Here is a 22,781-nt window from a genome sequence, read left to right as displayed (position 1 = left end):
GTCGCTGAATATTTTTTTCGTACATTTGTTTCTTGTGTTGCAAAGGTAAAAAATATTACGGATAAATGTCCTATTTTTTTGGGATAAGCACTCAAATATGTGTTTGAATTTGTAAACATCTTATGTTAAAAATATTAAAAATGAATGCAGAGAAAGTTACTAATCATATAGTACATTGGCTAAAGACCTATGCCGAAAATGCAAAGGTAAAAGGCTTTGTCATTGGAATTTCAGGAGGAATTGATTCAGCAGTTGTTTCCACACTTTGTGCCGAGACGGGCGTGCCGACACTTTGTTTGGAATTGCCCATACATCAGGCAGAAAATCACGTGAGTAGAGCTAAAGAACATATCGCTTTTTTGAAAGAAAAATACAGTAACGTCACTGATTTGCAAGTAGATTTGACACCCGTTTTTGACCAGTTTGTAAAGCAAATTCCTACTACCGATCAACATTCCTATGAAATGGCATTGGCAAATACGCGTTCTCGACTTCGCATGACTACGCTGTACTATTTTGCAGGTTTGGACGGACGCTTGGTTGTTGGGACAGGTAATAAAATTGAAGATTTTGGAGTAGGATTTTTTACTAAATATGGCGATGGGGGAGTAGATATTAGTCCTATTGCCGATTTGATGAAGAGTGAAGTCTATCAGTTGGCGCGTTATTTAGGTGTTCCTGAATCCATTGTAATGGCGAAACCTTCCGACGGGCTTTTTGGCGATGACCGAAGTGATGAAGACCAACTCAAAGCGAATTATGACGAACTCGAATGGGCAATGTTGCAACACGAAAACGGCAAAACTGCCAATGATTTTTCAGACAGACAAAAAGAGGTTTTCGAGATTTATCAACGGCTAAACCGAGCTAATCAGCATAAAATGAATCCCATACCTATTTGTAAAGTTGAGAATAGCGTGAAAAAGGGTTAGATTAGAAGTATATTGAAGAATACAGTCGTTTTTTCTGAAGAATAAATGAGAATTATATTGTTATTTATCATAAGTTTTTCGATGTATAGCCAAACATTGGAAGGCTTTGTTATTGATTCTCTGACCCAAGAACCGCTTCCGTATGCAAATATTTCTTTTTTGGATAGAAATATTGGAGTTTCAGCAGATGAAAATGGATTTTTTAAGTTGGATATATCAAAAAAAGAGTCTGAAAGTGTATTAATATCGTTTGTAGGTTATGAAAGTAAGATTATTTCATTAGAAAAGTATGTTGAAAACAGAAAATATACGCAAAAAATAAACTTATTGCCCACAACCGAAGTTTTAGAAGAAGTCGTTTTAGTAGAAAAACAATTGCAAAAGGCAAAAAAAACGAATGTAGGGACGTTCCATAAAAAGGGTGTTTTTCTGAATTCTGTTCCATTCGGATATGAAAAAGCGGTTTTTATTGAGAATAAAACACGAAAATCGGGACAAATAACCGCTGTTACGCTCTATTTTAAGTCAGAAACGAACGAGCTTTATGAACAACTTGAAGCCTTTTTCAGATTGAATTTTTACAACGTGGACGACAGAGGTTTTCCAAAAGAAACGCTTTCAAAGGAGTTATTTTTGATAAAACCTGGCGTAAAACAGCAAAAAATTAGGGTAGATTTATCAAATTATGGATTACCTTTTCCGGAAAAAGGGATTTTTGTTGGAGTAGAAGTGATTAATCCGACAGAAAAACAACCAAAAAGGAGTTTGTACGTGACAAAGCCGAGTTTAGTCCATACGCATACGGATAAAAACATCGTAATAACACGATTTCGAGGTAAGGAATGGTATAAAAATAGTAAAAAATCGACTTTTAAAAAGGAATATTACGCCGTTCCGAGAGTGAAAATGGAAGTTTTATTGCCAAATCGTGAATGATACAAATTTATGTGTGAAACAAAAATAATAAAAACATATAGACAATGAACATATTAATTTTAGGTTCGGGTGGACGCGAGCATGCTTTTGCCTTGAAAATCAGTCAAAGTCAACTTTGTAAGAATTTGTATGTAGCTCCGGGCAATGGTGGAACGCATCAAGTGGCTACCAACGTGAGTATTTCTCCTACTGATTTTCAATCGGTTAAGAAATTTGTTTTGGACAATCAGATTACTATGCTTGTGGTAGGCCCTGAAGATCCTTTGGTACACGGAGTTTATGATTTCTTCAAAAATGACTCTGATTTACAGCATGTCCAAGTAGTAGGGCCTTCAAAGGAAGGAGCAAAACTCGAAGGTAGCAAGGAGTTTGCCAAACAATTTATGCAACGTCACGGCATACCTACGGCAAAATATGAAAGTTTTACAAAAGAAACTGTTGAACGGGGTTGCCAATTCCTATCCACGATGCAACCTCCATATGTTTTGAAAGCTGATGGACTGGCAGCAGGAAAAGGGGTGTTGATTATCAATGATTTGTCTCAGGCACAATCTGAATTGAGAAATATGTTACTGAACGAAAAGTTTGGAAGTGCAAGTCAAAAGGTGGTTGTGGAAGAGTTTTTGGATGGTATCGAATTGAGTTGTTTTGTACTGACTGACGGTAAAAATTACAAAATTTTACCTACAGCTAAGGATTACAAACGAATAGGGGAGAATGACCAAGGACTTAACACAGGAGGTATGGGAGCCGTTTCGCCTGTGCCATTTGCGGATGCGGATTTTATGCAAAAGATTGAGGAACGCATCGTTCAACCGACAATCGCAGGGCTCAAAAAAGATTCCATTGAATATCAAGGATTTGTGTTTATAGGATTAATAAAAGTTAAGGGAGAACCTTATGTGATTGAGTACAACGTACGCATGGGCGACCCTGAAACAGAAGTCGTACTACCTCGTATTGAAAGTGATTTAGTAGCTGTTTTTCAGTCCCTTAAAAGTCAAACATTGGATGAATTAACCCTGCAAATCAATCCAGAAAGTGCTACTACAGTGATGATGGTCTCTGGAGGATATCCCGAAGACTATGAAAAAGGAAAGATCATTACAGGCGTAGAAAACGTTTCAGGAAGTATCGTTTTTCACGCAGGAACAGCGCGTAAGGGTGATGATTTAGTGACTTCAGGAGGTCGCGTATTGGCGGTGACATCTTTTGGAAAAGATTTTAAAGAAGCCTTAAAAAAATCGTATGAGAATATCGAAAAAATTCATTTCGATAAGATGTATTTCAGAAAAGATATAGGGTTTGATTTGTAAATAATCGATTGTATATCACTTTAAATGTAACACAAGAGAAATGAGACTACCCGAAGAGTTTGGTTTTTAGCAATACTACATTGAAAACCAACTTTTTCAGGTGGTCTCTTATTCTTTTCTTTCCTTTTTCATTTAGATTTAACAGAACTAAAATTGTTGATAAAAATTGATTTTCAGTAATTTGTGATATTTTACAAACAGAATATGCCAAAAAATACTTGAGTTACATAAAAACCACCCGAAAGCCAACGAAGATTTGCCCCAATGCATTGCGATTATCTCTTCTTGCTATGCGTATATTCATTTTTTGCTGATTGTAATGCCCTCCACGTGTAACTTTATCCTCTGGATACGAGTGGTTGCTTGGTGTCTTACTCATTATTGCCATAAAAAACGCACTGAAAACTGAAGGTTTTTCTTTTTTCTCTTCTGTATTCCCGAGTTTATAGTCATACGACGTGAAATCATCTTCGCACCACTCTGAAACATTGCCATTCATATCATAAATGCCGAGTTCATTAGGTTTTTTCTTACCAACTGGCTGAAGATAATCTGTATTTTGCCGATGCCAAGCTACTTCATCAAGCGTATTACTCCCCGCATAAGTGTACTTTTGAGTTTTATTTCCTCCACGAGCTGCATATTCCCATTGTTCTTCCGTAGGTAATTTGCCTCCAACCCATTGAGCGTACGCATTTGCTCCGTACCACGATACCAATACCACAGGATGCTGTTCATATCCCTTTTTGGCGATGTACTTGCCGTTTACTTTTTCAATCTGGCTCCAACCTTCTTTTAGTTCTATGTAAGGAATGTCGCCATTCATCTGATTGCCTTTTGCATTTAGGAATTCGGCATATTGTGCATTAGTGATTTCGTATTTGCTTATCTTAAAAGTTTGTAAAAATACCTTATGTTGCGGGTGCTCAATGGTTTCTCCTTCCGATTTTGGACTTCCCATCAGGAAAAAACCTCCTTCTATTAAGACCTTATCCTTTTCTGGGTAAGTTTCTTTTATTTGTGCTTTTGTCATTGTCGCAAATGAAACAAGAAAAATAAAAAATGCTTTGTGATACATAAATTATTATCGGTTTTTTACAGAAAATAATTACTTCTTTATAAAAAAGTAGAAAGGACAAGTTAGTTCTTGCCCTTTAATTATTTTTCCAAAATTAGTTCTATTTTTGAAAATAGTTCCCTGACACATTCTTCTATGGTTTTATGCGAAGTATCAATCTGTATTCTATTTTCAGTCCAATTTTCGTAATGATATTCTGATATAGCTTCCCAATTGGGTAATTTCAAATTTTCTATTTCAGATATTCGATTAAAAACTCGCCTATGGTGTTCCTCTTTATCTGAACACACAATTTCAATGTTAATTAGAAAAGAATTTGTGTTATGAGCTATATTTCTCCATTCATCACGAGTTAAGGCGATTGGGTTGCAACAATCAGCAACTACATTCATTCCCAATAGTAAATTGTCTTTGGCGATTCGATATGCCATTCGATATCCTTCTCCTTCTACATTAACATTACACAAGTCACGAAGCCCTTGCTCAATGGTATCTATACGAAGATACACTGCAATAAATTTTGATACTATCCATTTGGAGAGTGTTGATTTTCCAGAAGCAGGAAGTCCCGAAAAGACAAATAAAATAGGACGCATAACTCACCAAATTAGTACGCTCTATCTTTCTTTCCTTCGTAATAGTTGATAAAAGCTCGGTTCACTACCCTATTTCCGCCGTTGGTAGGATAATCGCCTGTGAAATACCAATCGCCCAAGTTCTGCGGACAAGCTTGGTGTAGATTTTCAACGCTTTGGAAAAGTATTTCTACCTCTGGCATAAAGTTATCAGGTAATAGCATCTGTGTGATTTTTCGAGTAATTTCTTCATCGGTAAATGGTGCATAAATTTCTTTTACATGATTAATTACCTTATCGTCACTCAAATTTACTTGGGAAATACATTTCTTATACGTCTCATCAACAATGTTGTATGTTCCTCGTTCGCGATGTAGTGCTAACGCAGCCTCAAAAGCAATCAATTCTTCCATACGAGCCATGTCAATTCCGTAACAATCGGGATAACGAATTTGAGGAGCGGAGGAAACTACCACGATTTTCTTTGGATGTAGGCGACCAAGTATACTCAAAATGCTCTTTTTTAGAGTTGTTCCACGTACGATACTATCATCAACAATAACTAGATTATCTCCTTTTTCTACCGAACCGTAGGTGATGTCATAGACGTGAGCCACTAAATCATCACGCGAACTATCCTCAGTGATGAATGTGCGCAGCTTAGCATCTTTGATAGCGACTTTTTCCTTACGGATTTTTTCAGAAAGGATTTCATTCAATCGCTCGGGAGTTATGTTTTTCTCTGCTAAAATGAGTTGTTGTTTCAGTTGGTTGAGGTAGGTGTTAGCTTCTTCCACCAATCCTAAATAAGAGGTTTCTGCCGTATTGGGAATGTAGGCAAATACGGTGTTTTTCAAGTCATTATCAATTGATTTTAAAACATCAGGCAGTAATAAAGCTCCTAATTTCTTACGTTCTCGATAAATTTCCTTGTCGCTTCCTCGTGAGAAATAAATCCGCTCAAACGAACATGCTTTTCGTTCCAACGGTTCTACGATTTGCTCAATACTGAGGTCTCCATTTTTTTTGATAATAATTCCTGAGCCTGGTTCAAGTTCGTGGATTTGGTCGAATTCCAAATTGAAGGCCGTCTGAATTACAGGTCGTTCCGAAGCTATAACTACAACCTCTTCATCTTTATAATAGTATGCTGGACGGATACCTGCTGGGTCACGAACCACAAACGCATCACCGTGTCCGAGAATCCCTGCCATTGCATATCCGCCATCCCATCGCCGTGCTGATTTTCGCAAGATTTTCGCCACGTCCAGTTCCTCAGCAATGCGTTTGGAGGCTTCTATCTTTGAAAGTCCTTCGTCCTTAAATTTACGGTAAAGATTTTCTACTTCGGTGTCCAAAAAATGTCCGATACGCTCCATAACCGTAACGGTATCAGTGTTTTCTTTCGGATGTTGACCGAGTTCTACCAAACGTTGGAAGAGTTCTTTGGCATTGGTCATGTTGAAATTTCCTGCCACAATCAAGTTGCGCGATTGCCAGTTGTTTTGTCTTAAAAATGGGTGTACACTCTCTATGCTGTTCTTCCCGAAAGTTCCGTACCGAACGTGTCCTAAATAAATCTCACCCAGATAAGGCAACATGCGACGTTGTTCCTGTACATCGTTTTTTAGTTCTGGATATTCTTTTAGCAAATTACTAATCCGAGTGTTAATTTGCTTGAAGATGTCTTGAATCGGTTGTGATTCGTTTGACCGTACTCGACTGATGTAGCGTTCACCTGCCTGCATGTCAAATTTGACACTCGCCAAACCCGCTCCATCCTGTCCGCGATTGTGTTGTTTTTCCATCAACAGGTACATTTTGTTGATAGCATAAAAAAGGGTTCCGTACTTTTCTTTGTAGTACTCTAAAGGTTTTAGCAGTCGCACCATCGCGATACCGCATTCGTGTTTTAAATTGTCACTCATTGTCTTTTTCTCCTATCCCTCTAAATAAGAAAGTTTTTTGTTTTGAAATTGTCGGGCAAAAATACAAAAAAGAAAGCAAATCACACATCTGCTTTCTTTTGTAATGTTATTTTTATGGTGTATCTATCTCAAATTTTGTCAGTTCTTTAAACTGTAGTAAACGTTGTGAGAATTCATTTTTGCTTAGGTTGAGAACTCGTTCAGTACCAAATTTTTCCACGCAGAACGAGGCCAAAACAGCACCGTAGACGATGGCGTTTTTGATGCTTTCGAAAGAATAATCTTCAGCGTTAGTCAAAAAGCCAACCATTCCACCAGCAAACGTGTCACCTGCACCTGTGGGGTCAAAGACTTCTTCCAAAGGTAGGGCAGGAGCAAAAAACACTTTGTCTTGGTGAAACAATAATGCCCCGTGTTCTCCTTTTTTGATAACTACATATTTGACTCCCATTTTCATAATCCGTTGTGCAGCTTTTACCAACGAGTATTCTCCCGTAAGCTGACGTGCTTCTTGGTCGTTGATGGTAATCAGGTCTACCTTTTGGATAACTTCCATCAGTAAATCCCATGTGTGAATCATCCAATAGTCCATTGTGTCAAGAACCACCAAACTTGGTTTCTGCTGCATCTGTTCCAACACATCCAATTGAATCCTTGGGTGCAAATTCCCTAACATCAGCACATCTGCTTTTTTATATTCTTCAGGAACTACAGGCTTAAAATCAGCAAGAACGTTCAGTTGGGTTTCGAGTGTATCACGTTTGTTCATATCATGATGATATTTACCTCTCCAAAAGAATGATTTGCCTCCTTTAACAATTTCAATACCTGAAGTTTTGATGTTTCTATCGTTAAGAAGTTGTAAATATTCGGAAGGATAATCTTCACCTACAATTGAAACGACCGCCGATTCTCCACAACAGTGCGATGCTGCCAAAGCAATATAGTTTGCAGCACCTCCCATAATACAGTCTGTTTTTCCGAAAGGCATTTCAATTGCATCAAAGGCTACGGTTCCAACGATTAAAAGTTTTCCCATTATAAATCAGATATGAACAAAAAACTATAAAATATTTTATCCTATAATGAAAGTATTATTTTTTCTTTAAGCTAAACAAATAACGTAGTCCTGCATAGGCTTGTATACCTTGAACAGGGTAATACGCCCATTGGTTGTAGTTGTTTGATAATAAATTGTTTACTTTAGCAAAAAGCATAAATTGTTTGTTGATCGTATAATCAACGTGGAAGTTGAGGTCGAAATATCCATCAACAGTTAAAGTTTGGGTGGAGTAGTTTAAGTCATACCGATTCCCTACATAAAAAGCATCTACTCCAGCAAAGAGGTTTTCTATGATTTTAACATCCGTAAACAAAGATGCTTTGGTTTCTGGTAAGTTCCATACCTGAGTTTGGATGTCGGGTGTGAAGCGGTTGTATTGAGCTTCAAAATCAAAGAAAAATCGTTCTGCGATGCTACCCTCCATACCTGCTGTTAGGTTGAACATATTGACTTTGTCATAGACCAAACTGAAAGCATTATTATGTTGATATCCAAGGTTTCCTGTTTCTGTGTGGGTTATGAACATTGGCAAGTTCTCACATTGCTTGTAACCAGCTTTAATTTTGTAGTACAATCCTGTACCCACCTCTCCCTTGACTCCTCCGAAAGCATCAATGCCAATATTTGTAGGTGCAATATGCTGTATTGGGGCTAAAAAAGGATTGTTTTTAGAGAGTTTCTCAAAGGTATTTTGCTGCATCATCCCACGAACACCTCCGTGAAAAATAGTATTCCCTTCCAAAAGTTTATACGAAATTTCTACGTCGGGGTAAGCCTTGAATCGACTTTCATTGGTTTGATTTCCTCCCAAATAAGCTATAGCAAGTCCTACTTTCAAATCCAGGTTATCCATGGTTAAATTATACGATGGATTAGCACCAAAAATTAACCATTTATTTTCAATTGCACTTGGAGTAAGAGCGGTAGCCCGATTGAATTTACTATTGTAGTAATCCAATAAGACTCCAAAATGTATTTTTTGTTCTTCACTGCTGATAGGTAGCTCAAAAGAAGGTGATGTTTTCACGTTTATTTCGCTAGTGTCAAACGCATCTGATAATCCACTAAACTCAAAATCAAGTTCTTTAAAGTATGGGTTTGCGAGTTTTATGTAAGCATTTACACCATAATCGATATAGGTTTGCTTTAATCCCGTAAGGGCTTTTAGCTGTTCTTCGGAAGCGTAGAATCCTTTTTGGATTCCGTACCAATTGTTCGATCTTCTCCCGAAATCGGCAGCTATACCGAAGTTGTAATCACTATTCAAAAAGTCGTATCGCAATTGAGCTGTTGTTTTCGCATAGTTGTTATCTGGAATCACTCCTTTTATGTCACCATTGGAAGACAGATGTTCAGCTATGAAAGCCAAATTACTTTCGTTATTTACGGGTAAGGTTATGGACGCATCACCATATAACGTGTTTGCATTTCCAAAAGCTCCTCCTATGTATGAATCCAAGTAACGTTCTCTTTTTATGTTGGTTCTCATGGCACTTGCCTTTCCCTTTTCAGGTACGAAAGTTGATGCCACAGGTACAGAGTAAATAGAGTAATTGATTTGTCGTTTAGCTATTGACAACGAATCGGCTTTGAGATTAGCATCTTCACGTTTTTTGTAAGCATCGGCAATTGAGGCTGTGTAGGAACGAACTACGTCTACTACTTTGGTGCTTAAACTGTCACGTTTAGTTTGACCCGTAACTATTCCAAAAGTTGATAACGCAATTATCAATAGGGATTTACGGTAGGATATATGTTTATTCATTGTTCTTTTTTTTAGAAATATACCATTAATATATTTTGTTTTTGTTCACTTGGCTTTGAATTGTCTTCAAACAAATCAATTACATTTTCACAGAAGAATTACTCTTCGCTGCTTCTGCCTTCACTACAGCCAATTCTTTTTTAGCTTCTGCAACCACTTCGGGGTAATCCTTGAAATTATTTATCACGTTCTCAAGGATATAAGTGGCTTGATAGGAGTCTTTCAGTCCGTAGTAGTTCTTTGCCATTACTACCAACCCTTTGGAAGCGAATTCTTTATGTCCTCCGTATTCTTTTGCTAACTGTTGTACTACGTCGTTCGATTCTTTGAACTTGCCGTCTTTATGTTTGAAGTAAGCATCATAGTACATAGCTTCGGCAGCCAAACTTCCTGTGGCGGTTTTTGCTACTTCTTGGTATGCTTTGCGAGCCTCTGCCTCATTTTCTGTTTTGATGTAGGAGCGTGCTAAAACGCTGTAAGCGTCGTTTTTAATGCGTGTGTCGACCGATTTTTCGGCTAATACCTTTTGAGCATACTGGATAGCGTTGCTGTACAATTTTTCGGTATAGCAAACTCGCATTAAGTTTGATTGTGCATAGACCTTATTCTGTGCGATGGTGGCTGTTTTTTCCAACTGCTCCAAATGAGGTTTTGCTTTCAGATAGCTCCCCGCATCCAACAAAATCTGTGTTAATCGCACTAATGACTGTTCTGAATATTCTTCTGAACCACTGTTGATTACGTTTTCGTATAAAGTTACAGCTTTTGATTTTTGGTTTGAAGCGTTGTAAAGTTGTGCTAAATGGAATTGAGCGTTTGTAATCCGCATTCCGTTAGGGAATTCTTTGATGTATTTTTCAAATCCTGCAATAGCTTCTTTTTCATTTTGTTGAATGTGTTGTCGTTCGGCAGCTTCATAGGTGGCATTTTCTAACTCCAAATCTGACACTTCAACATAGCCTAAACTTTTTGCCCAAGAAGCGTATTCGTTCACTTGTCCCATGTCCATATAAATTTGTTTTGCAGATGCAATGGATTGAATTGCTTCGTTTGAGTTTGGATATTGTTTTGCGATGTCTTTAAAAAGTTGCAACGCTTTTTGATTTTCATTTTTGTTGTAGTAAACCAATCCTTCGCGAAGCATGGCACGAGGAACTAAATTACTATTCTTGTATTCGGTTTGTACCTGTTTGTACAGTTTTGTGCCTTTTTCGGAATTTCCTGCGGACACATAACTGTTTCCTAATTCGAATAACGCGTTTGGGCGTAGATTTGAGTTGCGATATGTTTTCACGAACTTTTCTAAGTCTTCAATTTTGCGTTGTGGTCTGTCCACAAATCCGTAGCTCATAGCTTTTTGATAGGCGGCATAATCCTCGTCGGCTGATTTTAAGTCAATTAATTTATTGTAACGTTCCATGGCAGGCCAATATTTTCCCTGTACGAAATAGGAGTCTGCTAAACGCAATAAAGCATCGTTTGTCCAAGAATTTGCTTTCGGATTTTGTTTCAAATATGCCTCAAAATTATCTACAGCTCCTCCGTAATTTTTTAAATTAAAATCACTGTACGCCAAGCTGTAATGAATATTTTTGTATTCATAGGTTGATTTTGCATTCGGATGGTTGATAAATTCGGTGTAATATTTTTTAGAACTTTCAAAATCATGTAGTTGATAAGCCGATTCACCACTCCAAAACAGAGCACGAGCCGATAGTTTAGGGTCGCCACCAACGGCTTTTTGTAAAAACATCAATGCTTCGGCGTATTGCAATTCATTAAATAGTTCTAACCCTCGGTAGAAGGCTACTTTTTTGTAAATCTGTTGATCTTTTGGGTCATTTGATTTTTCTAAAAGATTAATCGCAGCTTGGTAGCTACGCGAAGAAATGTACGAATCCACCAACAAGGCTTGGATTTCTTGCTGATTGTCGTTTGGATAATTTTTGGAATAGTCCAACAACACACCAGGCACACTTTCGTATGGGTTTCCAATATCATAACTCAAACGAGCGTAGTTCAGATGAGCATCCTTTTGAATTTGTGGCTCATAGTTCATCTGATATGCATTACGAAAAGCGTTCAAAGCCTGTGGTTTCTGTCCTGTTTTCAGATAGCATTCCGCTAAATGATAGTAAGCATTTTGTGCTACGGCATCGCGTCCGTCAATGATTTTGTTGAACTGGTCGATGGCATTGGCATAGTCTTTATTTTTGTAGTAAGCATATCCTAAATAATAATAATCAGTATTTGAGAACTTTCCTCTTTTTCCTTTGTATTCCTTCAAATACGGGATAGCTTCATCGTATTTTCCTAAATTGAAATAACTTTCCCCAATGATTTTGTTGATTTCCGATAAGTCTTGTGCGTTTTTAGTTTTGGATTTTTGTTTTAAACCTTCGTCTATAGCCTCTTGGAAAAGCCCTTGCTTAAAGTTCATATTTGCTTGAAAATATGACACACTTGGGTCGTCTTGTACTTGACTGAAGTAAGTAGATGCTTTTTCATAATCATCGGAGTCGTAAGCGATATATCCTAAATAGTAGTTAGCATCCGTGCTGTAGTCGGGATGATTTTTTACAAAGTTGAAATATTTTTCCGATTCTGCCTTTTTGTTCGTAGCAAACAAAGCATATCCTTTTTGGAAGTAATATTTGGAGCGTTCACTTTTGCTGATGCCACTTTCTTTGACCTGATCATACCATTTTAGAGCTTCTTTGTAATTTCCTTGTTGAAAATAAAGATCGGCCATACGTAAAAAGGCTCCTGAAGCCAATGGTGATTCGGGATGTTCTTCAATAAAATTTCGCATTAAGGATTCTGCCCCTGGCTCTCCTAAAATGACAGCAATTGAAGCTACGTAAAACTTTGATTTTGTCCGTAAATCACTATCAGTAGTTTCAGCGATTTCTTTTAGAAACAAATGCTGAGCAGGTTTGTACAAATTTCGGTTGTACAAAAACATTGCTTTTTCAAAATTTACCAACGAATTGGTGTGTGTTTCAGTGCTTTGAGCCATCAAAAACGGGCAAAAAACACTTAAAAGAATAGTAACAAAAAATGCTCTTATCATAAAAAAAGTTTTAATGGACAAACTTACGTATTTTTACCGAACTAAAAAAGAAAAGTGTTTTTTAGTTGAGAGCTTAGATTCAATCTCAAGTATAATAATTCGATTGAATCTTTTTAACGCAAAATAATATCCTTATTAATAGTTATAGATTCTCATTTCTCTCTCAAAAACCTACTGAATCAATACTAAAGGTGTCAATTTTAGTGTTTAAACTTTCACGTAAAATTACAAGTTATCTGATTTTGTTTGTTTTGAATTTTTGCTATGTAAAATGAACAAAAACTTACAAATAATACCCCAATAGAAGCATTCCTACGGACAGTACCAAAAGCATTAGCAACAAAGGTGACACGAATTTTAACCATTGTTTATAATTCAAATTCACCATCGCTAAAGAAGGTAGGATAAGCCCTGTGGGGGTAATGAAACTCATCAAACCCATTCCAAACAGATAAGCATTTACAACGTGTTGCCCTTCGATACCTACTACCGTTGCTAATGACCCCATGATGGGCATCGTTACTACAGCCATTCCCGATGAGGAAGAAATAAACAATGTTAATAATCCGAATACACACATCAATACAGGCAAGAAAAGAATGGGCGACATACCTTCCACTAAGTTTGTTGAATAATGTAAAATAGTGTCCGAAATTTGTCCGTCATTAAGGATAAAAGTTACTCCACGAGCAATCCCAATGATGAAAGCTACCCCAAGCAAATCTTTTGCTCCTGCGATAAAATCAGCGATGAATTGCTCTTCACTCATTCGTAAGAACAAGGCAATACATACGGATGCTACCAAAAACAAGGCAGTCATCTCCTCAAACCACCATCCCCAACGAGCTACCCCTATAATCATTATCAAAAACGACAAAGCGAAAACAAGAAGTAACCATTTGCTTGACAATTTCAATCTTTCAACAGGAGCTACCTTTTGCGAAGTCAGTGAATCAGGTAGTGGTGTTTGGTATGCAATTGACAGTTGTGGGTTTCTTTTTACTCTCTCCGCATAACGTATGACATACGCAATGGTGATAGTCAAAGAGGCAATAAGCATAATGACACGAATGGTTGTTCCTGTAGTCCAGTCCACACCTGCTGCGTCAGAAGCTATAATGACTGAGAACGGATTGATGGTCGCCGCCATCGTTCCTATAGAGGAACCTAAATAAATAACCGCTAACGGAACCATCAGGTCATAACCTGCGGCTAAAAAGACAGGAATCAAAATCGGATAAAAAGCCAAAGTTTCTTCGGCAAGTCCAAAAGAAGTTCCTCCCAAAGCAATGAGTGTACACACGATGATAATCAATATACCTTCACGTCCTTTGAGTTTATGAGACAAATAACCTACCCCTTCGTTTAACGTTCCTGAATTGTTAAAAACTCCAATGAATCCCCCCAGAATCAGTACAAATAAGATGATGTCTATAGTCTCATAAATTCCTCTTATGGGAGCGAATAAAACTTCTTTAACTCCTTGAGGGTGAGGAGATGTTTCTGTGTAGGTATTTGGAATTGATACAGGCTTTTTAATTTTCCCTTCCTTAAATTTAGCAATATTGATAGCTATGGATTTTTCGTCCAAAGTCTGTTGCGTAGCTGGGAGAGTTTTGGTTATTTCCTTCGATTTTAACACAAAAACATCTTGAGTAGCGTCATAGGTTAGAGTGTCATACGAACCCGATGGCAACAAATAAGTTAGCAATGCGGCAAACATAATCACTATCATCAGAACCGTATAAGGGGTTGGGAATTTTAAAAATCGTTTCATTTTTTTGTTTTATCGAAAATGTTTTATTTATTGTTAAACGTATTCATGGTTATGTTGATACCGGACAAACCAAAAGAAAGTACCGCTTGAACACATTTTTCCAATCGTTCGGGTAAGGCCGTGTTTTCTTCGTCGCTCCATTCCCCTAATACGTAGTCCACCTGTTTTCCTTTAGCAAAATCATTACTGATTCCAAAACGGAGCCGTGCGTAATTGGTACTATTCAATTGGGCTTGTGTGTCTTTCAGTCCGTTATGACCTCCATCACTCCCTTTGGATTTGATGCGAATTGTTCCAAAAGGCAGGTTTAAGTCATCAGTAATTACTAACAGATTTTCCATGGGAATATTTTCCTTTTCCAACCAATAGCGAATGGCTTTTCCGCTCAGATTCATATAGGTAGATGGTTTCAATAGAATAAAGGTTCTTCCTTTGTGCTTTACCTCAGCCAAATCCCCTAATCTTTGTGTAGAAAAAGTTGTAGTATGTTGAGATGCTAAAAAATCAACCACTTTAAAACCAATATTATGACGTGTGTTTTTGTATTCCTCGCCAATATTTCCCAGTCCTACGATCAGATATTTTTTCATTTTATGACTGCTTAAAAAGAGATTAATATTCGGTCGTGTTGTAAAAAGTATAGTGAAAGTTCTGGTTGTCAGGCTGAGCGAAGTCGAAGCCCTATAATAGCAGGGCTTCGACTTCGCTCAGCCTGACAAGAATACTCTCTTTTTTAGATATCATACTTTTATATTACCTCCGAAAGTTTATCTTTCAAATTTCTTTAAAGTGCTGATAATGATTTTAATACACTCTTTCAATTGTTCTTCATTGATTACCAAAGGAGGAGCGAAACGAATGATGTTTCCGTGAGTAGGCTTTGCTAACAGACCTTTATCGCGCATACGTAAACATATATTCCATGCGGTGTCGCTTTCTTCTGTATCGTTGATAACTACCGCATTAAGCAATCCTTTTCCACGCACTGCTGTAGCGATATTTGAGTTTTCGATATACGCACCGATTTCCTTACGGAAGATTTCACCCATTTTTTGTGCATTTTCGGACAGTTTTTCGTCTTTTACCACTTGTAGCGCTTCGATAGCTACGGCTGCGGCTATAGGATTTCCGCCAAAGGTACTTCCATGTTGCCCTGGCTTGATCACGTGCATTACCTCATCATCTGCTAAAACCGCACTCACTGGATAAGTTCCTCCACTCAAAGCCTTTCCTAACACCAAAATATCTGGCTTTACGTTTTCATGATCAACAGCTAAACGTTTTCCTGTACGAGCAACTCCTGTCTGTACCTCATCGGCGATAAACAGTACATTGTATTTTTCACAAATAGCTTTGGCTCCACTCAAAAATCCATCCGAAGGAACGTATACACCTGCTTCCCCTTGAATAGGCTCCACCAAAAATCCTGCAACATTCGGATTTTCAGCCAAAAAAGACTCCAAAGCTCTCAAATCATTGTACGGAATGCTTACGAATCCCGGTGTGTAAGGTCCAAAGTTTTTACGTGCGTTTTTGTCCGAAGAAAAAGAAACGACTGTAGTAGTACGTCCGTGGAAATTTTGCTCACAAACCACGATAATCGCTTGGCTCTCAGGGAGATTTTTTCGTTCGTACGCCCATTTTCGGCATATTTTGATAGCTGTTTCTACTGCCTCAGCACCAGTGTTCATCGGTAACATCTTTTCAAATCCGAAATATTCGGTAATATATTTCTCATATACCCCTAACTTATCGTTGTAAAACGCGCGTGAGGTCAACGTTAAAGTTTGTGCCTGTTTAGTCATCGCTTCGATAATTCTAGGGTGGCAATGCCCTTGATTCACAGCTGAATATGCGGAAAGAAAGTCAAAATATTTCTTCCCCTCCAAATCCCACACGTACACACCTTCGCCTTTGCTGAGTACTACAGGTAGTGGATGATAATTATGGGCTCCATATTTGTCTTCAAGCTCCATCGCTTGTTGTGAAGATAATTTTTCTGTTTTCATATCTAAAAAAGTATAAATCGTTAAAAAGTTTGGCAATATACGAAATAGATTTCTCTTTGCAAAGAAAAATTACCTTTATAAGTTGGATGTAGCGTCAACAAAAACACCTTAACCATTTTTAATTTTCTAAAATTATGTTTTATTTTGCATTTTCGTACGATGAATTCCTTTTGATAGAAGGCTGAAAACTATTAAACTTCACCTTTTATTTTCTTGATTTGTACTAATATCATTTAATAACCAACACATATTATATAATGAATCTTTCGTTATTTGGAAAAATTATATCCAGCGGACTTAAATATTTCGCTTATTTCTTTTTATTTTTTCTCGCTAATCGTTTCCTATTTTTATACGTATATGGTAATTATGAGCAACTGTCCTCTCATAAAACAGATTTGTTTCAAGCCTTCTTAATGGGAGCTCGATTTGATGTATCTGTCATTTGCTATGGGTTTTTACCTTTAGCTCTCTTTTGGCTAAGTTCATTATGTATTCGAAAATCTTTCAGTAGAAAATTTGAAAATGCTTATTTGATTTTTAGTAAATATTACCTTTTGTTTGTTTTATTGGTTTTTACAAGTTTGCAGATTATTGATTTCTTTTTCTATCAATTCTTCCAATCACATATCAATATTCTCTTTTTTGGTATATTTAATGATGATACGTCTGCCGTTCTTCACTCCGTTTGGACAGACTATCCCATATTTAAGATTTTACTGGTTTTAGCTTTCATTTTTATAAGTTTCATAGTTGTTCATAAGTATATCTATCGTGGTTTTCTTGAAAATACAAATCAAATTTCAAAAAAAGCAAGTATGCTTTTACTGATAATATTTCCTTTATTTGTTATCGGTATGCGTGGAAGTTTAGGCGTTTTTACGCTTCGTCGTGAGCATACAAACGTCAGCACTAATCTTTTTATCAATTCACTTTGTTATAATGCTCCGTATGCTTTGCAGTTTGCTAACGTTGAACTTAAAGAGAACTACCTAAATCCTAATATTGAAAGAACCTTACAGGACAACGGATTTGAAAGTGTCGAACAAGTAAAAGAAGCGTATCAACAGCCTGATAGCAACTTGTTTAATTCAGAAATGTATTCGACAACTCAGGAAAATGATTTCTTGGAAAAGAATCCACCAAACGTTATTTTCTTTTTGATGGAAAGTATGAGTAATCATTATTTTGAGCTTCATTCCAAAGAATTAAACCTATTGGGTGATTTATCTCCAATGCTCTCTGATTTATATTACTTTAAGAATTGCTTGTCTTCTCATAATGGAACTATCAATTCCTTAGAGAATTTATTGATAAACACCCCTAAGGGTATCGTTTCTCAGTCGCCTTACTTTGATGTTTCATACTCATCATCAGTAGCAAAGCCTTTTAAGGAACAAGGATATGAAACGATGTTTATTACCGGAGCGAACCTCTCGTGGAGAAATGTGGACAATTTCATCAAGCATCAATATTTTGATGTTATTGAAGGAAGCTCACATATTTTGGATAAAATCCCTAGTGCCGAAACCTTTGCTTGGGGGGTTCACGACGGATATCTCTTTGATTATATTGCTGAACGATTAAGTGCTCCTTCGCAAAAGCCACGTTTTATCTTTTCATTAACTGTAAGCAATCATACGCCTTACCAAGTACCTTCACACTACACCCCCTATCCGATTGATATAAAAGGTCTTGAAGAAACCATTAGAGTGGACAAGCAAATGGCTTCAGATAACTTTTATGCTCATCAGTATGCTGCTTCGCAATTGGCAAAATTTATTGCATTTATTAAAAATTCTCCTTTGGGAAAAAATACAATTATTGCAGTAACTGGCGACCATAATATCCGACAAGTTTTTGAATACGATAGTGAGAATGCTTTTCTCCAGCGAAGTGTTCCGATACTTTTCTACGTTCCAGAAGATTATAAACCCCTGTTCTTTGATGCAAACGTTATGGCTTCGCACAAAGATATTTTCCCTACGTTATTTCATTTGAGCCTTTCCAATCAAAAATATATGTATTCGGGAGATGATTTATTTTCAAAATCTTTAAATTATCGCTTTGGTATAAATGATTATAACTTCATTGCAGATTCTCTCGGAGTACTTTTCAAAGGAAACCAAAAGCCCTTATATTTTACGTGGAAAGACAGCACAAAACGGAAACTTGCTCCTAACAATTCTGATAGTCCACACGCAGAATTTCTGTCAAACAAACTGAAAAATTTCGAAACTTTACAGACAATCCAAATTTATTCCGACATCAAAAATCAGAAAAAAAACTAACGGATTGGGTTTAGTAACAACAGTATCCCATAAAAAACCAACGCAAATTCGTGACAAAAGAAAAGACGTAGCTTTTTAAATGTAAAACTACTAAGGTGAAATTCTGCTATTTCGCTCAAATTGGCATACCGTTTGTTTTACTAAGTGGAACCGAAGCATCAGTGATGATTACAGTAAATTCAATAATGATTTGAAGGGTTCCTACACTTGTTTTACAATGAGAAATTCACAAAGGCTAACGTCTTTTTTAGAAGAATCCTTCCTTTGCTTTGTTGTATAAATAGTTTGTTTATTCTATATTTGCGAGGGACTCTTAATGCTGAAATTCTTTTTATTCAATTAAAAATCAGCAATAAAAAGTGAACTTTCTTTTTTAAAAAAGAGAAAAAAGAGAAGTTTTCAGCAAAGGACGATATTCTCTTTTTCATCAAAACCTCAAAACCTTACACGATGAACTACGACCGCATTAACGAAAAACTAACCATACTTGCCGATGCCGCCAAGTACGATGTTTCCTGTTCTTCAAGCGGAGGCAACCGAAAAAATACTCATAAAGGCTTAGGAAATTCGGCACCCTCGGGCATATGCCACACCTACACCGAAGACGGACGCTGTGTGTCTCTGCTCAAAATATTACTCACCAACCACTGTATTTACGATTGTATCTACTGCGTATCCCGAAAAAGCAACGACATTAAACGAGCTGCTTTTACTGTAGATGAAGTGGTGGATTTGACCATCAACTTTTACCGTCGTAACTACATCGAAGGGCTATTCCTCAGCTCGGGAATTTTCAAAAATGCCGACTACACGATGGAACGCCTGATTCTTATCGCCAAAAAATTAAGAACCGAGCATCGTTTCAATGGGTATATTCACCTGAAAACCATTCCAAATGCCTCGCCAGAGCTTTTGCAAGAAGCCGGTTTGTGGGCTGACCGACTCAGCATCAATATGGAAATTCCTACCGTTTCGGGCTTAAAACTATTGGCTCCCGACAAAAGCCACGAGCAGATGATTCAACCAATGAACCATATAAAAAACAGCATCGTACAAGCTCAATCGGAACGAAAAATCATAAAATCAACTCCCAAATACGCTCCTGCCGGACAAAGTACACAGTTTATCATCGGTGCAGCGGGCGAAAACGACGTACAAATTATCCTCAGTGCCGACCATTTTTACAAGCAATTTCAACTCAAAAGGGTATATTATTCGGGCTATGTTCCTGTTACGGCCGATAGCAGACTACCCGCACTTACCACGCCTGTTCCCACGATTCGGGAAAATCGGCTTTATCAGGCAGATTGGCTGATGCGCTTCTACGGATTTGAAGCACGCGAAATTTTAACGCCTCAAAATCCTTTTTTGGATTTAGAGATAGACCCAAAACTAGCTTGGGCACTTAGAAATCCGCAACTTTTTCCCGTGAATTTACAAACAGCAGCCTATGAAATGATTTTGCGTGTTCCAGGCATTGGGCGAACTTCAGCTTACAAAATCGTGAATTCCAGAAGATTTCAGACCATTACAATGGAACACCTCAAAAAAATGGGGGTTACCGTAAATCGAGCTAAATTCTTCATTGATTTGGCAGAAAAGAATCCGTTTCTAAAATATTTAGACCAACTTGAACTTAGGCAATTGGTTATCAGTAGTATGAAATCTAAATATAAAAATCATTTTTCCCAGCAATTGAGTTTATTTTGATGATACGTTTGGTCTATGATGGCAGTTTCGAGGGATTGCTTACGGCTGTTTTCGAAGTTTTTGAATACCACTATGCGGATGTTGAGATTGTATGTAGTACTCATACCCTTGGTGCACTTTTTTCGGAAGAACAAGAGGTGGTAACCCATTTCGAAAAAGCAGAACGCGTAGTGAAAGGCATTGAAAAATATGCCGATAAATCCGCAGTAAACCAACTTCTGAAAGTATTTCTATCGGAAGACCCTCAGCGAGAGGCTTTGATTCTGTATGCCGTACGCTATTTAGTAAATACCAAGGAAAATATTTTCGAAAATTATGCCGATGCTCAAATGATGCGCATTGCTCGTTTGGTAAAGTCGGTTCAAAGGGAATCTCACAGAATGAAGGCCTTTGTGCGTTTCCAAAAACTGCAAGATGAGAGTTTTTTCGCTCAAATAGCTCCCGATTTTGATGTTCTACCTTTAATCATCAAGCATTTTAAAGACCGATATGCCGACCAAAAGTGGATGATTTACGACCTCAAACGCGGTTATGGTATTTATTATGACTTAGAAGAAGTACTTCCCGTAGTTCCCGATGCTGCTACCAAGCAAAAACTTAAAAATCCTGAGGCTTTTTTCCACGAGGAGGAGCGCCCCTACGAAACGCTTTGGAAAAACTACTTTCAAAGTGTGAATATCAAGGAGCGATACAACCCAAAACTCCACCGACAATACGTTCCTAAACGCTATTGGAAGTATTTGGTAGAGAAATAGAAAGTAGTTTATACCTTTTATGAACTTTGAAAGAATGACTTTTTTGGGCATCCTCGAAAGTTTATAAGTCAACAAAGCGAGGCTTAAGAATTTATATTTTTGAGCATTTCTGTAAATATAAGGGCTACTTAGTTGATTGCATTGTTATTTTATAAATACTTTTATTAGAAGTATATTTTAATGAAAAAATGATTTTTTGTAAAAATATATTTTACTAATTGTTTTTTTATGCATACTTTTGCAGCCTTAATCTATAAAAGATCGCAATGTCAACTGATAAGCAACCTTCCATTATTTCAATTTTACCTCTTTTAATTTTCGTAGGTATATTCCTATGGAGTGGTATTTACTTCAATAATTTTTACTCTATTCCTTCTCCACTGATTGCTTTGGCAGGTGTGGTAGTGGCTCTATTGATTTACAAATCGACTTTAAAAGAAAAAATACAGATTTTTTTCACAGGAGCAGGAAACAGTAATGTATTAGCAATGTGTGTCATAAGTTTACTTGCAGGAGGGTTTTCATTCGTAACAAAAGCCTCGGGAAGTGTCGATTCGATTGTAAATTTAGGAACGTACTACATCTCTCCTGCGTATCTGCCGTTGGGTGTATTCCTCGTGTCATCCTTTTTGTCCTTTGCCACAGGGACATCCGTAGGAACCATTATGACTTTGGGTACTATAGTTATTGATTTGGCTACGCAATCACAGTCCAACATATCATTGGTGGGAGCCTGTTTGCTTTCGGGAGCCATGTTTGGTGATAACCTATCCTTGATTTCAGATACTACCATTACTTCTACACAAACGATGGGAGCCGAAATGAGCGACAAGATGAAAGCAAATAGTAAGATAGCTATACCAGCCGCTATATTGACAATGATTATTCTAATTTTCATAGGAAATTCGGACGTGCAACCAGCTGTAAGTAAAGCTACTGCTGACTTTGATGTGGTACTTATTTTACCGTATATTGCCGTAGTTGTACTTTCTTTGTTGGGAGTAAACGTATTCGCCTCGTTATTCACAGGAATTATTTTTGCTGGAACTCTGGGTATCATCTACGGAAAGTTTGATTTTCTTGGTTTTACAACTAATGTCTATGAAGGTTTTATGAGTATGTCTGAAGTATTTTTACTGTTTTTCTTCACTGGAGGATTAGCAACTTTAGTTGAATATTTCGGAGGTATTCGTTTTCTTATGAATGGTATTCAAAAATACATAAAATCCTATAAAACAGCACTTTTAGGAACAGGAGCTTTGGTGAGTTCTGCGAATTTGTGCGTAGCAAACAATACAGTTTCAATCCTAATTGTATCGAAAATCAGTCGAAAAATCAGCACAAAATTCAATATCGCACCTCGCAATGGAGCTTCAGTTTTGGACATTTTTTCATGCTACGTGCAAGGAATCATCCCCTACGGAGCCCAGGTTTTAGGACTTATCTATTTGAGTAAAAACACTATAAATTATCCCGAATTGGTACTATATGCTGTTTATTTACACTTGTTGCTATTGCTAACTTTGGGATACATTATTTTTCAAAGTAAAAAAACTTTGCTCGAAAAATAGTT

16 protein-coding genes are annotated in these 22,781 nt (G+C 37.2%); 7 read left to right on the top strand and 9 right to left on the bottom strand.

Annotation, left to right across the window (positions count from 1 at the left end; translation table 11 throughout):
- Nucleotides 1–140: 140 nt before the first annotated feature.
- The 3 genes from nadE to purD are packed head-to-tail and all read left to right on the top strand — an operon-like array spanning nucleotide 141 to nucleotide 3,184.
- Nucleotides 141–932 (top strand): NAD(+) synthase, encoded by a 792-nt coding sequence (gene nadE, locus ACF3OB_RS05730; protein ID WP_392448732.1) that lies wholly within the window; start codon nucleotides 141–143, stop codon nucleotides 930–932.
- A gap of 45 nt (nucleotides 933–977) precedes the next feature.
- Entirely contained in the window at nucleotides 978–1,868 is an 891-nt protein-coding gene (locus tag ACF3OB_RS05725) for a carboxypeptidase-like regulatory domain-containing protein (RefSeq protein WP_392448730.1), read from the top strand.
- A gap of 44 nt (nucleotides 1,869–1,912) precedes the next feature.
- The gene (purD, locus tag ACF3OB_RS05720; protein WP_392448728.1) at nucleotides 1,913–3,184 is read left to right on the top strand and encodes a phosphoribosylamine--glycine ligase; all 1,272 of its coding nucleotides are present in this window, start codon (nucleotides 1,913–1,915) and stop codon (nucleotides 3,182–3,184) included.
- A 223-nt stretch (nucleotides 3,185–3,407) separates the two neighbouring features.
- On the opposite strand, the gene ACF3OB_RS05715 is transcribed toward purD, so the two are convergent.
- From ACF3OB_RS05715 to rocD, 9 genes are all read right to left on the bottom strand, one after another.
- Nucleotides 3,408–4,217, bottom strand: coding sequence for a formylglycine-generating enzyme family protein (locus ACF3OB_RS05715; protein WP_392448727.1), 810 nt, complete (start codon nucleotides 4,215–4,217; stop codon nucleotides 3,408–3,410).
- 125 nt (nucleotides 4,218–4,342) lie between these two features.
- Complete coding sequence (locus tag ACF3OB_RS05710; protein WP_042006348.1) at nucleotides 4,343–4,858, bottom strand: AAA family ATPase; 516 nt, start codon at nucleotides 4,856–4,858, stop codon at nucleotides 4,343–4,345.
- A gap of 11 nt (nucleotides 4,859–4,869) precedes the next feature.
- The gene (locus ACF3OB_RS05705; RefSeq protein WP_042343797.1) at nucleotides 4,870–6,765 is read right to left on the bottom strand and encodes a hypothetical protein; all 1,896 of its coding nucleotides are present in this window, start codon (nucleotides 6,763–6,765) and stop codon (nucleotides 4,870–4,872) included.
- Nucleotides 6,766–6,877: 112 nt separating this feature from the next.
- Nucleotides 6,878–7,804 (bottom strand): PfkB family carbohydrate kinase, encoded by a 927-nt coding sequence (locus tag ACF3OB_RS05700; protein WP_119652496.1) that lies wholly within the window; start codon nucleotides 7,802–7,804, stop codon nucleotides 6,878–6,880.
- A gap of 55 nt (nucleotides 7,805–7,859) precedes the next feature.
- Nucleotides 7,860–9,593, bottom strand: coding sequence for a TonB-dependent receptor (locus ACF3OB_RS05695; protein ID WP_392448724.1), 1,734 nt, complete (start codon nucleotides 9,591–9,593; stop codon nucleotides 7,860–7,862).
- A gap of 79 nt (nucleotides 9,594–9,672) precedes the next feature.
- Nucleotides 9,673–12,666 carry a tetratricopeptide repeat protein gene (locus ACF3OB_RS05690; protein WP_095893777.1) on the bottom strand — a complete coding sequence of 998 codons (2,994 nt, stop codon included), beginning with the start codon at nucleotides 12,664–12,666 and terminating at the stop codon, nucleotides 9,673–9,675.
- Between the two features lie 283 nt (nucleotides 12,667–12,949).
- Complete coding sequence (locus tag ACF3OB_RS05685) at nucleotides 12,950–14,443, bottom strand: YfcC family protein (protein ID WP_172914566.1); 1,494 nt, start codon at nucleotides 14,441–14,443, stop codon at nucleotides 12,950–12,952.
- A gap of 23 nt (nucleotides 14,444–14,466) precedes the next feature.
- A complete protein-coding gene (gene pth / locus ACF3OB_RS05680) occupies nucleotides 14,467–15,033 on the bottom strand; it encodes an aminoacyl-tRNA hydrolase (RefSeq protein ID WP_095893779.1) in 567 nt (188 codons plus the stop codon).
- Nucleotides 15,034–15,210: 177 nt separating this feature from the next.
- Entirely contained in the window at nucleotides 15,211–16,452 is a 1,242-nt protein-coding gene (gene rocD / locus ACF3OB_RS05675) for an ornithine--oxo-acid transaminase (protein ID WP_392448723.1), read from the bottom strand.
- A 257-nt stretch (nucleotides 16,453–16,709) separates the two neighbouring features.
- Between rocD and ACF3OB_RS05670 the strand changes: the two genes are divergently transcribed.
- The 4 genes from ACF3OB_RS05670 (at nucleotide 16,710) to ACF3OB_RS05655 (ending at nucleotide 22,779) form a co-directional block, all read left to right on the top strand.
- A complete protein-coding gene (locus ACF3OB_RS05670) occupies nucleotides 16,710–18,743 on the top strand; it encodes an LTA synthase family protein (protein ID WP_392448721.1) in 2,034 nt (677 codons plus the stop codon).
- Nucleotides 18,744–19,193: 450 nt separating this feature from the next.
- The gene (locus ACF3OB_RS05665) at nucleotides 19,194–20,453 is read left to right on the top strand and encodes a putative DNA modification/repair radical SAM protein (protein ID WP_392448719.1); all 1,260 of its coding nucleotides are present in this window, start codon (nucleotides 19,194–19,196) and stop codon (nucleotides 20,451–20,453) included.
- Entirely contained in the window at nucleotides 20,453–21,208 is a 756-nt protein-coding gene (locus tag ACF3OB_RS05660) for a TIGR03915 family putative DNA repair protein (RefSeq protein ID WP_172916258.1), read from the top strand. The genes ACF3OB_RS05665 and ACF3OB_RS05660 overlap by 1 nt, the downstream gene beginning before the upstream one ends.
- Before the next feature lie 266 nt (nucleotides 21,209–21,474).
- Nucleotides 21,475–22,779, top strand: a complete 1,305-nt coding sequence (locus ACF3OB_RS05655) for a Na+/H+ antiporter NhaC family protein (RefSeq protein WP_392448717.1) — start codon at nucleotides 21,475–21,477, stop codon at nucleotides 22,777–22,779.
- Nucleotides 22,780–22,781 lie beyond the last annotated feature (2 nt).

The sequence above is a fragment of the Capnocytophaga canis genome, assembly GCF_043187445.1.
Taxonomy (GTDB): Bacteria; Bacteroidota; Bacteroidia; order Flavobacteriales; family Flavobacteriaceae; genus Capnocytophaga; species Capnocytophaga canis.
The sequence above is the reverse complement of the archived record's forward strand: the minus strand, read 5'-3'. Positions and strand labels throughout refer to the sequence as shown.